This is a genomic window from Novipirellula sp. (assembly GCF_041583735.1).
Classification (GTDB): domain Bacteria; phylum Planctomycetota; class Planctomycetia; order Pirellulales; family Pirellulaceae; genus Novipirellula.
Map to the genome: position 1 here is coordinate 1 of NZ_JBFHFD010000171.1, position 14250 is coordinate 14250.

Consider the following 14250-nt stretch of genomic DNA (forward strand, 5'->3'; position numbering starts at 1 on the left):
AACGGGCTCTAGACGCCAGTGGAGCACGATCTGCGACCCAACTCACACGTCAGCCATCGTAAATTATACACTAACCGCCGTTTTCATTATTTAGGGTGCCGCGAAGCGGAATGAGGACTCGCCAGCAAAGATATTCGTCACAATGTGGGACGCTTTGCGCTGACGGCTGTCGGTATCGGCATGCTGCTGATGGTCGTGATGGGCATGGGAGGAATCTATCGCGGCGTGGTCGAGGATGCCACGTTGCTGATCGATCGCGTTGGAGCCGATTTGTGGATCGTCCAGCGTGACACTCGTGGTCCGTTTGCCGAGCTGTCGCGAGTGCCATCGAATCTTGTCTATCGGGCCGCCGCGGTACCAGGCGTCGAGTCGTCGCGAGAATTCGTGTACCACACCATCCAGCGCGAGCGCGATGGCAAGCCCCTGCGGATCGCGGTGCTGGGACTCAGTTGGCCCACCGACAAAGGTGAATGGGTTGCATTGACCGCCGGACGTCCGCTGGGGCAATCGCATTTTGAAATGATCGCCGATGAATCATTGGGGTTGGATGTCGGAGATCAAATCCCGCTCGGCAAAGAGACCTTTACCGTTGCGGGAACCACCCGCAATATGATCAGTTCTAGTGGGGACGGGCTGGCGTTTTTTACCATCGCCGACGCTCAGGCGATTCAGTTTGACGTGCCGGGCGAAGCGGTGCGGTTGGAACGAGCCGCTCGCGAAGCTCGTGGTCGCGAATGGGAACTAGCGATTCAGCAACCGGGCATCCTGGAGAACGCCAGCAGGCCATCGGCCGAATTGCCAGCCGTCGCGCGACCTCAAATCAGTGCCGTGATGATCACGCTGTCTGGCGGATCGGATGCCCAGCAAGCCGTTCGAACCATTTCCGGTTGGAGCGATGTTTCGGTGTTTACCAGCGAAGGCCAGCGAGAGTTATTGCTAAAGGGCTCGGTAGAAAAAGTGCGTCGCCAAATCGGGTTGTTCCGCGTGCTGCTGACCGTGATCGCGGCGATCATTATGGCGTTGATTCTGTATACGCTGACGCTCGACAAAATTCACTCGATCGCTCTGCTGAAATTGATCGGGGCGCCAAACACCGTCATCCTAGGCATGATTTTGCAGCAGGCCTTGATCCTAGGCAGCGTCGGCTTTGGGATCGCCTATTTGGTGGGCCAGCAGTTGTTTCCAATGTTCCCGCGTCGTGTGATTCTTGCCGATTCGGACCTCCTTCAGTTGGCGGCAATTGTGCTGGCGATTTCCGTTGCATCGAGCATCCTGGGGATTTGGAAAGCGATGAAAGTTTCCCCTAACGAGGCGCTCTCATGACCTCAGCAGCGACACCTTCCTTTGCCATCGAAGCCGATGGTTTGACAAAAATTTATGGCAGTGGGAATACCGAAGTGGTCGCCATGCGGGACGCGACAATGAAGGTTGCCCAAGGCGAAGTCGTCGCGCTACTGGGGCCAAGCGGTTCGGGTAAATCCACATTTTTGACAGCGGTGGGTCTGATCAATCCGCCCACTTCGGGCAGCATCCGAATTCGTAACCAATTGGTGATCGATGGCGCGGTGGCTCACACCAACCTGCGTTCTTTCCGCCGTCAGCATATTGGCTTTATCTTTCAAAAATCCAATTTGATTCCCTTTCTGACGGCGATCGAGAACGTTCAAATTGCGATGCAGTTGAACGGTCAATCCACTCGCTTTGCACGGCGGCGTGCGATGGAACTGATGGACTATTTAGGCGTCGGCGATCGAGCCAATAATCTGCCATCGATGCTCTCCGGCGGCCAGCAGCAAAGGATCGCGGTGGCCCGCGCGCTGGCGAACCACCCCAGCGTGATCCTGGCCGATGAACCGACGGCGGCGCTCGATGGGCATCGCGGCCGCCAAGTGATGGAACTGTTTGCCAAAGTGGCCCACGAACAGGGGGCCGGAGTGATCGTGGTCACTCACGACCACCGCGCTCTGGACGTGTTCGACACGATCTATCAAATGGAAGATGGCCGAATGCGGAAAGATGAATCGGTGGTGACTTCATCCAGCCACGTCTGACGCGATGTCAATTCAAGAGAACGTGGCGAAACGAGTCTCGCCGTAGCACGATGCCATTTTGCCGATGCGTGTCTACGCGAACTCGCCGTTGCGAGTCAGCACGAGGTTGTCGCGGTGAATCACGTTCTCGTAGGGACAGTGCCCGATCAGTTCGCCAATTTGGTCGCTCGGTTTGCCCAGGATCTTTTCAAGTTCGGTTGAGCGATAATTGCACAACCCGCGAGCGATCTCGTTTCCAGCGGGATCATGTAGCGCCACGACGGCTCCGCGTTTGAACGTTCCCTTGATCGACTTGACGCCAACCGGCAGTAAGCTTTTGCCATTTTCCCAAACCGCTTTGGCTGCCCCGGCGTCGAGATGCAAAATCCCTTCGACCTTGGCGGATCCTCCGATCCAGCGACGCCGTCCCTTGATCGTTTTTTCGGTTGGCAGAAAAAGCGTTCCTACGTTTTCACATGCAAAAATCTTGTCCAGCACCGTGTCGTCATGCCCCGGCGCGATGATCGCCGTGTGGCCGTGGGAGGCGGCGATTTTTGCCGCTTCCAATTTGCTCGTCATGCCCCCTTTGCTGACGTTGCTCAGTTTGTCCTTGGCAAGTCCGAGGATCGAATCGTCGATGCGTGGGACCAATTCGATTCGTTTGCTGTCGGGGTCATTCGGCGGCCCGTCATACAGCCCGTCGATATCCGAAAGGATGATCAGCAACGTGTCGGTCAGCAGTCCGGCTACACGGGCGGCCAACCGGTCGTTGTCCCCAAACGTCGTTGTCAATTCACGCACCGCCACCGAATCGTTCTCGTTGACGATCGCGATCGCACCGTATTCATGGATGCGGCTTAGCGCATTTCGCACGTGTAGGTAGGCGCTGCGGCGGCGAAGGTCCGATGCGGTCAATAAGACTTGAGCGGCATGGCGTCCACGCGCTGCGATGCTCGATTCATAGGCCTGGATCAGATCGGTTTGGCCGATCGCCGCAACCGCCTGCAGTTGCGAGACGACCTTGGGCCGAGTCGTCAGCCCCAGTTTGCCGACGCCAGCGCCGACGGCGCCGCTGCTGACCATGACGGTTTGCCGCCCGGTATCGGCGATGCGACAAAGTTGCGCCGAAAGTTTCTCGATACGATCCCGATCAAGTTTGCCGTTGGGGGTGGTTAGGACCCTCGTCCCCACCTTCACCACGACACTACGGGCTCGCTGGATCGCAGACTTTCGGTGCGCTAAATACTCGTTTTCAGCTTGGTTCATCGGAAAAACGATTCCTTGATGACTTTAAAATGGGCAGCCGTTGCGAGGCTGCGGAGGGTTCGGAAATGAGAGGTGCGGCCCTGCATTCAGACGATTCGGACGGCATATTGCTAGTAAATTTCAACAACGGATGCGGATCACGTCGCCCTTTTCACCAGGAAATAGCAGCTTCACGCCAATGCAAGAAGATTGAATTGTGTTGGGGAATCGACGACCTTGGAAGCCCAGCGTACATTTCATGTAGACTTGATGGAGCTGCATTGATCCAAAATCTCTGCTTCTTCGCTGAACCATCCGCCTCTTCATCTTCCTCAGAACGAAGCATCTGATATGAGCGAATTACATCACGAGTGTGGTGTTGCTGCCATTTACCACCTGTCGGGACGCGGTCGAAGCCCGCTGTGTACCTCCGATGGGCCACGCCACATTTCGCGGTTGTTGCCTCGAATGTTGCTGGATATTCAAAATCGCGGGCAACTTGCTGCGGGAATGACAACATTCGATCCCGCACGCCCTTCGATTCTGAGAACCCGCAAAGACGTCGGGACCGTAACCGAGGTGTTTCGGCTGAATCATCGGGCCAAGTCCGAATCGTTGATGAAACACTTGGCGGGCCGCGCCGCGATCGGCCACGTCCGCTACGCCACCTGTGGCCAAGATGACCGCAGCTATGCTCAACCGTTCGAGCGAAAACATATTCACAAGCGGAAATGGTTCAGTTTCTGTTTCAACGGCCAATTGGCCAATTACGGTCTGCTGAAAGAGCGACTGCTCGCCGATGGCGATCACCACCTGACGCTGGACACCGATACCGAGATCATTTTGCACGAGTTCGGTCGTCTGCTGAGCCAACGGCCTGATCGGATCGACTGGATCGATGTGCTACGTGAAGCCACTGCCGGTTTCGATGGTGCCTATAGCCTGGCATTGCTGACGGCCGAAGGCGAAATGATCGTCGCGCGTGATCCGTTGGGGGTCAAGCCGATGTGTTACGCCAACGAAGGCCCACTGTTCGCCGCGGCCAGCGAAAGTGTGGCGCTATTGAACCTTGGGTTCTCGGATGACCAGATCAAATCGTTGGCTCCGGGGCATGCGATCATCATTGATCCTGAAACCGGATTCCGTATCGAGCGTTTTGCCGAAGAAAGATCGCCTGCTCACTGTTTCTTTGAGTGGATCTATTTTGCCAATGTCGCCAGTACATTGGATGATCGAAGTGTCTACCTCAGCCGCACGCACCTTGGCGAAGAATTGGCTCGCGCCGAACGCGCCCTCGGTCGTGTGCCACTGAACAGCGAAGACACGATCATCGTGCCGGTACCGGACACCAGCAAAGCGGCCGCCGATGCGATGGCGTTTGAGCTCTCGATTCCTTGTCGCGAAGGTTTGATTCGTAACCGCTATGCCGGGCGAACCTTTATCGAAGGTGGCGGAGCGAGAAAGGCCAAGGCAGCGGCGAAGTACACGCCGCTTCGCGAAGTGCTCGAAGGCAAAACGGTCATCTTGGTCGAAGATTCGATCGTCCGCAGTACCACCATGAACGTCTTGTTGGACCGGATTCGTGAAGTCGGCGGCGCCAAAGAGATTCACGTGCGTGTCGCCTGTCCGCCCATCGTCGCCCCCTGCTTTTACGGGATCGACATGAGTACGATCGATCAGTTGATTGCACCGAAGTACTTTGGCATCAACGGCGAATTGACTGACGAGTCTCAGCAGCGATTAGCGGACGATCTCGGCGCCGACTCGCTGCGTTACCTGCCCGTCGATGCGATCGCTCGCGCGATCGGATTGCCCGAAGACAATTTGTGTCGCGCTTGTGTGACTGGCAATTATCCCACCGATTGTGGTCAACACCTCTACCAAATTGCCTTGGACAATCGCGGCAATAATATCGATAGCAAGCGAACCTACGAACAGCTCGCCGCAGCGCTACAACAGAGTTAGTCCGTCGAGCGGCGAAAGTTCTGAACGTGAAGTCGTTTAGAGGTGACGCGGCCATTCTGCCACCTCTCCACCAAAGTCGAGAGAGTGTTGGAATCGTCGTTGTTGGATGTCTTGTCTTAACGCGAGCGACGCAAGTTACCTCTCCCAGCGAAGCTGGGAGAGGTCGAACGGGCCTTTAGGCCTCGTTCGGGTGAGGGCGACCGCGCAACTTAGCTTGCAGTTCGCTACATCTTGCGCGGTCGCCCTCCCCCGAGCATCGCGGAAGGCTTTGCTCGACCTCTCCCCAACTGCGTTTGAGAGAGGTAACCGTACGGTGCCGTCAAGACACACCCTAATTCAGTAGTCTCTTCGTCTACGTCGTGGTCACTGCGAAATTAGCGAAAAGAAAAACACAGCCTCCATGAAACTTGATCCGTCACTTCGATCGCTTGTCCTGCGGGCCACGTCCGCCAGCGACATGGGAGACGCCTCGCTGATTCAGTCACTATGGAGCGGCTACGGAAAAATCCTTCGCATCCCGCTCACCTGCGATGTGGTTGATCCGACGAACCCCGCATCGGTCATCGTCAAACATGTCTCGCCTCCATGCGAGCAGCAAGGTTCGCCGGAGGCCTCGCATCCTCGTGGTTGGAACACCGACCAATCACACCAGCGAAAAGTTCGTTCCTACGACGTCGAAGCCACTTGGTATCGCGAGTACAGCGATCGCTGTGACGCCACCTGCCGCGTTCCTGCTTGCTTGCTCGCCGAATCGGTCGAAGGCCAGTGGGTCTTTGTGCTCGAAGATTTAGATGCATCCGGTTTTGACGCTCGGAAATCGCATCTCGATCGCGACGGCGTGTTCGTCGTGTTGGCCTGGTTAGCCCACTTTCACGCGACGTTTCTCAGCGAACCGCTCGAAGGACTTTGGCCGGTCGGGACGTATTGGCATCTGGCGACCCGCCGCGACGAATGGCAAGTGATGCGGTCGGGGAAATTGAAAGAGGCCGCGGCGGTGATCGACGCCCGCTTAAACGCCTGTCGTTTTCAGACTGCAGTCCATGGGGACGCCAAGGTCGCCAATTTCTGTTTCTCGCCCGACGGCACGCGAACTGCCGCGGTTGATTTTCAATATGTCGGCCGAGGCTGTGGCACGAAGGACGTCGCCTACTTTCTCAGTAGCTGTGTGTCCGAAGCCGAATGTGAACGCAATGAATCGGTCTATCTCGATTTCTATTTTCGAGCCTTGCGTCAATCGCTCGCGTCTCGAAACAGCACGGTCGATGGTGATGCACTCGAAGCCGAGTGGCGTTCGATGTATCCGTTTGCCTGGGCCGACTTCACGCGGTTTTTACTCGGATGGTGCCCCGGGCATCACAAACTGAATCGCTACAGTCGACGCATCACCGAGCAAGTCCTGGCGGAGTGATAGCTTCGGTGTATCAACACGATGTAACGTCGGGCTTTCTAAGGACGTTCGGAACAATAAATGGTGGGCGGTAGTGGACGAGGCTACGAGTCCTGCAGCTTCACTGAGCCAAACAGGACTCGTTGCCTCGTCCACTACGGAAGACGTCGTCAGCTATTCTTCCGACGGTCCTTAGCAGGTCGTTCGGTGTATACCGCTGAAGCGTCGGCTCAGACCATCATGTGGAATGACTCATATTGGCCTGCTTAATTCGTTGGTTCGTCTTTAGGCATGATTTCTTCAGGGGTTTTCCAGGGTGTGCCCGCCAAGTAGCCACCCGGTTTCGCAAACGTGTCAAAGTAAAAGTCGTACAGCGGAGAAAACTGCAAACGAAAATCTTCGGAATCACAATCAAAGAAATCTTCGGGTATCTCTTTGCCGAGACGCCAATCGAATACCCAGTTATGTTGCTCTTTTGTAAGCCCAGTGAACAATCCGCCTGCCGCTGCGTTGATCACATAAGGCAGATACTTTCCCGATCCCGTGTGCTTCTTCCACTTGATCTCCGTCTCTCCGTATAGATGCGGATGCTCTTTCGAAGTGCTGGTGTATTTAACGTGTGTCGGTAAATAGCCATACGCCTTCGATTGTGTTAGCTCGATGTCGAAATTCCCATAAGGCTCGTTCAGTTGCCATTTGCTGCGGATGTCCCCCTGAGTGATCGTTTCGGCTGATAGAAGCTTGCTCTTGGTGAAAAAAATCCGTTCGATCCATCCATACTGATTCATTGGGTTCCTTAAGAACATCGGATGCAGCACAAGGTCATCAAATGGGTCGAAGCCAATCGATTCGACGAGATTCTTCTCAAGGAAGTTTTTAGTCGTCTCGTCTTTCTGTCGCACCTTGTAGCCGCGGGCCGATGCACTGCCGTAATTTGCCTTCATTACCAAGCCGCACTGTAAAAGCTCCCTCCAAAACTGGCACTCATAGGGGCGATTGGTCTGCTCGACGCCAAGCACAGCACCGCTTGCCACGTATTTGAATGACGTCGACTTTAATCTCGCTTGCAGGTCATAAATGCGATTGATCCTCAAAGGCACGCGGCTTTTTATCGACGCATCGTAGGATTTGTGTGACTCTCCTGTCACCATCAGCGTATAGCGTTTGAGTACCTCGTCTCGCAGTAGCGTCAGATCCGTAATCCCTTGATAGACAAGATCAACGGTTTTCTGATCGCTTTTCGATTCCTCGCCCCAAAGGCTTGCCGCCAAGATGGGCTGGCACAACAAGAAAAGAAAAGTGGCTATATTGAAAGATCGCATTGGTTTTCCCTGCAAGCTTCATGGAATCGCTGTCGTGGGGAGCGTCGACCCCTTTCGCCGATAAAGGTGATGCTAACGTATGGGATTTGCGAGTCAAGCAAATGCTGCGGAGTGTTCGTCGGCTCTTTGCAAAGCGTTGTTGCGGTCATGTCTTGAATCACAGTCGCAGCTGTTTGCTAAATTCAGGAAAGTGAGTTGTCGCTTTTTCAGGTCTCTAACGTTGCAGCAAGCAGACGGAGACATCTAGTTGATAAGGCCGAACAAATGTCGTGGCAAATCTTAATCTTAATCCTTCTCATAATCTCAATACCCGTCTCTGTAACCGCGCGGGATCGGAGTCAACCAGAGAAGATTAGAATTACGAGTGATTTGGACTCATACGGAGTTCCTAATTGTTGACGAAATTGTGTTGGGTGCAGCCATGTTCGCAATGTAAAGAAGATGCTGCTGACCCGTTTTTTTGGTTTTGTTAGTCGTCGCGGTCGCCAAACGCGAGCCACCGTGCGCACTCTGCGCCCAATTCAGCCTCCGCCAATTGTTCGTATTGCCGGGATTCTTCGTCTGTCAGTGTTTCGGCCCATCGCCCATTCACGCCCTTGTGGATGAATACCTGCGCCCCAGCGTCCCAAAATGCACCTCCCAGAGGTACGCTTTTCGAAGCGTTTTCTTTCATCCAGTCAAACGAGCAATATTCGAGTATGGATGGCCAACGGGATTCATTGATTGTAATGTCGAGGAAGGCCGCGACGCGGCGAATCTCAGCCGGCATGTTCTGTTTGAGTTTGGTGAAGTGGACCAGCAACACGTTGGGTAGATTGCGAATTTGCCACCAACTGCGAACATTTTCCCAGAACGGCCAAAACGGATGTCCGTCGCGATCAAGCCAATCCTGCCAGTACTGTCGAATGTCGTCGGGAGGCGGTGCAATCGGCGGCCCAACACGGCCCGGCGTTTCGTTCAACGCGTCGTACCATGACTGATTCGCGTTCGCATGATGATTGTACATGCTCCAAACCACGTCACGCCCATCACGGCCGATGTAAATGTACTTTGCCGTCGGCGAAAACCGTAATGCATCAACAGGAAGATGCGTTTTTAAGAAACGCCTATGCGTCTGAGCTTCAACAGACGGCAACTTGACTTCTTTTGGTGGAACGCGAAGATCCATCCACGGAGACATCTCAGCGACCTCAAGGTCGGGATCACCTTCGAACAAAAGCTGAGCGATGATTTGCTGCATCCATGTCGTGCCCGCCTTGGCGTACGTCGCGATAATAATGTCGTCGTCTCGGAACTTGAAATCATTCCAGATAGTGGAATCGAAGTGGTGATTGTGAAGCTCTCTCCTCTTCACAGGCCAGTTAATTGCATCTGTCATCGCTGATTCCCTGTTTAGCAATCGTCGGTGCTGGCCGATTAGCGTTACCGATCACCCGGGTTCATGCTGTCGCGAACGTGACGAATCACGTGGTCGCTGTGAACGACTTTCCACTTCAATAGACTCAGCGCAGCGACTCATTTGCATCCGGCGGTGATACCCTTTTCACGAGTTGTTCACATCGCCGAAGATATCCGATTCACAACATCATCGCTAAATTAATCAATGACCGTCAGGGTCTTTACTCGCCCGTTGGTTTGAAGGTCCGAAGTGTATTCAAGTTCGGCTTTGACCTTGACTGTTAGGTGGCCGGCAATTTGGACTGTCGGAGGCGTCGAATAGCCGTAACCTCCGTCGCTAATTTCAAAACCAGTGACCTCACCATCCTTGATTATTGCTGTTGCGACTGCCGGTTTGTGTTTCCAGAGTTCTCCGGACTGCGGCTGATAACGGTAGAAATTTGAGACCTCGTCCAGTCGCTCGTTGGTGACCCCGTGCGGACCAAGTTTATTCATCAAGATCTGCTTGTTCGCTTGAGCGTGAGATGGAGATGGCGAGCCGTTTTCGGCTGGACTGACGCCGCTGAACGCGTCGCGAAAAACCTCCGGTGTCACGCCGAGCGCATTGCCGATCAGTGCAACCGGCCGGCCATGGTCGACCGGATCCGTTTCGTTTCCGCCGCTAAAGACGATTTGTCCGGTTGTTGCTGTCGTCATGGAAACGCCGCTGTTTTCACCGTTGGAACATCCAATGATGATGAGTAGCAAACTGATAATTAGTATCAAACGAGAAAATCGCATCAAAAAATCTGCATCTAGAAAGAGTTCTTGGTGAATAAGTGCAAGGCGTCACGAGATCCGAACCCATTCGGCATCACCATTTAAACTAGCGAATTCGTATGCGAAGTCAGCGTCCCTGAACTCGTATTCTACACTGTCCTTGTGCGGGTTGTAGCGAGCGGACAGAGGCGTCCGAGAGCTGGGATCGAACAAGAGTCGTGGCGAAACATAATCTTAATCCTACTCTTGATCTTAATCCTGTTTCCGCACCCGCGTTTGTCAGGATCCAACCAGACAAGATTATGATGAAAAGCATTATGGTTTCCCCACCGATGTGGACGTGCTCGGAGTCGAGGCAGGTCACGGACCAGGGAGTACTTTTGGCAGGGCCACCTTGGCAATACTTTGAAGCATGCCATCAGGATATTCTAGCGTCTTCTTGACCGCCTCGTTCAACTCGCCATCCTTGCGAGGATTTCGGGCGGCAACCAGTTGCAAGGCCCTTTCCATCTCCAGGTAGTTGCCGGATCGCAGGCCGGACATGATCTGCTGTCGCTCTTCGCCCAAGATCGGTGCGTCTGGTTTCGCCTTTGCAGCCTCGAGCAACTGCTCATGCACCTGTTTCCTCGCCGCCTCAAGTTGTCCAGCATGCTCGGCCTGAGCGTACAACGAAGCTAGTGTTTCTGCGGAGATCGACTTGGGTTGTTCGATCGCTTGAGGCACGAGTTGCAGACGTCCTCGCGGCACGACAAAGGTCCGGCGTTGCCCACCAACTTCCTTGGCTTTGACGGTGCCATCGGACAGCTCTTCAACGACCGTACCTGACCAGTAATTCCGGCTATCCTTCTTCCACAGAATGAGTAGATTAACTGGCAGCTTCATTTCATCGGTGATCGGCAAATTGCTGGGTGGAACATAACCACCCTTCGTGTAGTTCGCCACGTGTGCGGCGGCTTTGCGTTCTTCGATTGCCGCAAGACGGTTTTTCTCGTAGCGGTTGTACTCATCCGGCGAGAGCCGCTGATATTTGATGCTCACAGGGATCGCGACCGAGATGTTCCCATCGATGATCGTCAGTTTTTGTGAGAAGTCCAACGTTTCCGAAACGCCTAACTTTCGGTTGAACGTCCACGTCCCTTTGCCGTCGATCTTGTAAGCCGTTTCGCCGGCGGGCGAGTTCAGCTGGAAAGTCTTGGCGTACGTAGCGAGTTGTCCATTTTCACGTTGCAGCGTGAAGGAAACGAGTTGTGATGCCGCACTTACCGTTTCTTTGTCATCGCCTTGATTGCCAAACGGTCCAAATGGACCGAACGGATTAAAGCGGTTGGCCCGATCCTGGTTTTTTTCCGAGATCGTGACACCGCTGTCATATATCCAGTTCTTCTCATTTCCCTCGTGCAATGGCTCAAACACCAGCAGCGAAAGGTTGCCCAACAAGTAGGGTAGCTGCGAGCTTCCCGTCAGGGACGAGACATTGCCTCGCGAGTCGATCACGAGGTCGTTTGTCGTGCGTTCCAGCCCCTTGAACGGATTGCTGCGTTGTGCCAACGGGCTGTGACGACCGGGGCCGCCAAAGCCTGGACCGAATGGCCCCAATCCAGGAGAATTTGACGTCGAACCTGGCTTCCTCTGGGTCGTCTTCGTCAGTCCGCCGCTAAACGTCAATCGAGCGGGCGTCGTGGGTGACTTTACTTTGAACGTGATCGCACCGCTGAGCGTCTCGACTTCGTCCGGGAGATCCGCGACGATATTCACTTGATACGCCAGCATCGAGTCCGAATCCCAGCGGTACGCCAACGATTGGCTTCGCGCCGACGCCGTAAAAACAAATGTTGATAACAAGCAAATTGCGTATAGCTTTTGTGCAATCACAAAGTTCTCCGGCAATGGGTTGTGGTTAGGTTGATGCCCGGCAAAAAGGCTAGTTGAGCAACACATTTTCTTGAATGAATACCGTGCGTGCAACCAGAGTACTTACAAAAGGATCCTGGATTTAGAGATAGCCCTTTGGCTATCTGGAGTAGGTCTTGATGGCGTCCCAATCCGCCAGGAGGCACTGCGCGGGAGGATGAAATGAATCTCGTCCTGAATCTTCCTATCCTAATCGTTTCTTCGTCAAAGCTGCCATCATTTCCGTCGGCGATGGGATGGGGTCCGTGGCAATTGCTGACGCCCCCTACCGCGGTCGGTGGAAATCGGTGGCGGGGAGCCAGTTAGACGGCCAGCGTAGTCTTTCTCGACGGTTAGTCTTGTCATTGGGGGGCTTTTCTAAAACACGACAGAAAAATGGATGCGACAGAAAGATTTTTTCACCGCGACGAAACCTTTTCTATTTTTCTGTCGCACTAATGTTTCTGTCCGTAGGGTAAAAGCATTCGTGAATGCCGGTACCGTGTTTGGTGTTCAAGTGAAGGAGCCACGCCATGCCAGTGCGTATAGGAAAATGACTGTTTCCCCCGAGCACTTTGTATTCCTGGCACTTTGTATTCCTGGCACTTTGTGTCGACGCACCCCCAGAATTTGCCTGTGACGTTGGCAATCCGTTAAACTTCGGAATACGAATTCAACTGCGGTAGATCGATTGGGGTGTGCGGTGCCACAACCATCAGGTGCAATGATGCGAAAAAAAGAAGTGCTCGCAGCGATTCGGCGACGATATCGTGACCGCCAACCTTTGAACGTGTCTGCGGTCAAACGCGAGGATCCTGAGTTGGTGGACGCCGTGTACAAGGTGACACCGTACTGGGGTTGGAAACAAGCGTTAGCGGATGCGGGGCTGTCTTACCAATCGATTCGAATCGAGGTTCGTGAAACGGTTCAGTGCCAATTGTGTGGGAAATCGTTTCGCTCGTTGCTGGGGCATCTGCGAATTCACGAAACCGACCCGGAAGACTACCGTACCCAATTTCCTGATGCTGAAATCGTATCCGAGTCGATGCGTCAATCGTCGATGGGGCCTCGTTGCAAAATGCCAGCCTCTTGGTTACCGCACTGGGAACCCTGTTATACGCCGGAGTATGTGCTGGACCGTGTGAAGGAGTACGCCGATCAAGGCATGTGGATGGAGTTGTCAACGATTGAGCGGTTAGATGCTTCGTTGCTTCGTGCGATTCGATACCATTTGGGCATCAGCTGGGATGATGCCTTGCGTTGGATCGGGTTAGATCCGGTCGTCTATCGGGGGTGTTATCGACCCGATGATTTTTCGTTGGCGGATTTGCAGGCGTTTCTGGAGCAGCGCCGCGCGGCGGGCCTGCTCAGCACTCCGTCGGCATTGTTTGCAACCTATGATGATCGTCATCGTCGTCCGCGAGTGTTTACTTGGGCGCTACAGCGGTACGGCAACTGGTCCGCGGCACTCGATGCGGCAGGCGTCGATCGATCGGACCCGCTGTTTGGCGGCGATCGGTATCTGACAAAAGAGAGTGTGATCGTCGACCTGCAGCGGTTGCAACACGAGTTGTCTGATATGTCACATTGCACCGTCAGTCTGTTGCCCTACGGGATACAGTTGACCGGAGCGGCCACCCGGTACTATGGCGGTTGGGACGCCGCCTTGGACGCCGCAGACATTCCTGTTGATATTCGCCGCCGCACGGCGACTTACGATTCGGCGGACGAAGTCGTTGCGGGGATCGCCTATCGATTAAGTAACGAATTCAGCGTCGCACCGCTGGATGTTTTCTTTGGCGCTCGTAGCGACATCCAGTTGTGGAAAGCGGCGTTTCGTTTTTTCCCCAGCTGGCGAGCTGCGGTGGTCAAATCAGGCGGCACATCGGCTCAAGTGAAACAAGCGGCTGACACACCGCTGGGAACCCGGGCCAAGGTGCTTCACGAGCTGCGCCGGCGAAGTAGTAACGTTCGCCAATTGGCCATCACCAGTCTGACCAGTGATGTTGCTGACAAACATCTCCATGCGATGGCATCGGGATTTTTTGGTGATTGGCAATCCGCGGTGCGGGCGATTGGCGTCGATCCGAAATCCTACCATCAATGGAATCTGGATCCACAGCGGAAGTATTTGGATGAAAAATCGTTGTTAAAGGAGATTCAGCGACGCCACCGGGCAGGCGAACCCTTGCACGCTCGCGGATTGACCAGCGGCGAACACGTCGATGTCCCGCTGCTGTACACCGCCCGTAAG

At 54.4% G+C, this 14250-nt stretch carries 10 protein-coding genes; 5 read left to right on the top strand and 5 right to left on the bottom strand.

Annotated elements, in window-relative coordinates; genetic code table 11:
• Positions 1-144 precede the first annotated feature (144 nt).
• Together ABX962_RS14560 and ABX962_RS14565 are read left to right on the top strand one after the other, a co-directional pair.
• Positions 145-1323, top strand: coding sequence for an ABC transporter permease (locus ABX962_RS14560; RefSeq protein ID WP_372720598.1), 1179 nt, complete (start codon positions 145-147; stop codon positions 1321-1323).
• The gene (locus ABX962_RS14565; RefSeq protein ID WP_372720600.1) at positions 1320-2051 is read left to right on the top strand and encodes an ABC transporter ATP-binding protein; all 732 of its coding nucleotides are present in this window, start codon (positions 1320-1322) and stop codon (positions 2049-2051) included. The genes ABX962_RS14560 and ABX962_RS14565 overlap by 4 nt, the downstream gene beginning before the upstream one ends.
• 72 nt (positions 2052-2123) lie before the next feature.
• Here ABX962_RS14565 and proB read toward each other — a convergent pair whose 3' ends face one another.
• The gene (gene proB, locus ABX962_RS14570; RefSeq protein WP_339938977.1) at positions 2124-3296 is read right to left on the bottom strand and encodes a glutamate 5-kinase; all 1173 of its coding nucleotides are present in this window, start codon (positions 3294-3296) and stop codon (positions 2124-2126) included.
• A 330-nt stretch (positions 3297-3626) separates the two neighbouring features.
• On the opposite strand from proB, the gene ABX962_RS14575 reads away from it, so the two are divergent.
• Complete coding sequence (locus ABX962_RS14575) at positions 3627-5240, top strand: amidophosphoribosyltransferase (protein WP_372720602.1); 1614 nt, start codon at positions 3627-3629, stop codon at positions 5238-5240.
• Positions 5241-5640: 400 nt separating this feature from the next.
• Positions 5641-6648 carry a phosphotransferase gene (locus tag ABX962_RS14580; protein ID WP_372720604.1) on the top strand — a complete coding sequence of 336 codons (1008 nt, stop codon included), beginning with the start codon at positions 5641-5643 and terminating at the stop codon, positions 6646-6648.
• Between the two features lie 245 nt (positions 6649-6893).
• On the opposite strand, the gene ABX962_RS14585 is transcribed toward ABX962_RS14580, so the two are convergent.
• The 4 genes from ABX962_RS14585 to ABX962_RS14600 all read right to left on the bottom strand — a co-directional run bounded on the left by ABX962_RS14585 (position 6894) and on the right by ABX962_RS14600 (position 11948).
• Positions 6894-7949: a hypothetical protein gene (locus tag ABX962_RS14585; protein ID WP_372720606.1), complete on the bottom strand. Its 1056-nt coding sequence runs from the start codon at positions 7947-7949 to the stop codon at positions 6894-6896.
• Positions 7950-8418: 469 nt separating this feature from the next.
• Positions 8419-9327, bottom strand: a complete 909-nt coding sequence (locus ABX962_RS14590; RefSeq protein ID WP_372720608.1) for a sulfotransferase domain-containing protein — start codon at positions 9325-9327, stop codon at positions 8419-8421.
• 218 nt (positions 9328-9545) lie between these two features.
• Positions 9546-10043 carry a hypothetical protein gene (locus tag ABX962_RS14595; RefSeq protein WP_372720610.1) on the bottom strand — a complete coding sequence of 166 codons (498 nt, stop codon included), beginning with the start codon at positions 10041-10043 and terminating at the stop codon, positions 9546-9548.
• 423 nt (positions 10044-10466) lie between these two features.
• Entirely contained in the window at positions 10467-11948 is a 1482-nt protein-coding gene (locus ABX962_RS14600) for a hypothetical protein (protein ID WP_372720612.1), read from the bottom strand.
• A gap of 772 nt (positions 11949-12720) precedes the next feature.
• On the opposite strand from ABX962_RS14600, the gene ABX962_RS14605 reads away from it, so the two are divergent.
• A partial coding sequence (locus tag ABX962_RS14605) for a hypothetical protein (protein ID WP_372720614.1) occupies positions 12721-14250 on the top strand: 1530 nt, incomplete at its 3' end.

Bases quoted from the DNA above. Each gene is read 5' to 3' on its own strand.
- ABX962_RS14565 (WP_372720600.1), top strand. From the start codon at position 1,320: ATGACCTCAGCAGCGACACCTTCCTTTGCCATCGAAGCCGATGGTTTG.
- proB (WP_339938977.1), bottom strand. From the start codon at position 3,296: ATGAACCAAGCTGAAAACGAGTATTTAGCGCACCGAAAGTCTGCGATC.
- ABX962_RS14575 (WP_372720602.1), top strand. From the start codon at position 3,627: ATGAGCGAATTACATCACGAGTGTGGTGTTGCTGCCATTTACCACCTG.
- ABX962_RS14580 (WP_372720604.1), top strand. From the start codon at position 5,641: ATGAAACTTGATCCGTCACTTCGATCGCTTGTCCTGCGGGCCACGTCC.
- ABX962_RS14585 (WP_372720606.1), bottom strand. From the start codon at position 7,949: ATGCGATCTTTCAATATAGCCACTTTTCTTTTCTTGTTGTGCCAGCCC.
- ABX962_RS14590 (WP_372720608.1), bottom strand. From the start codon at position 9,327: ATGACAGATGCAATTAACTGGCCTGTGAAGAGGAGAGAGCTTCACAAT.
- ABX962_RS14595 (WP_372720610.1), bottom strand. From the start codon at position 10,043: ATGACGACAGCAACAACCGGACAAATCGTCTTTAGCGGCGGAAACGAA.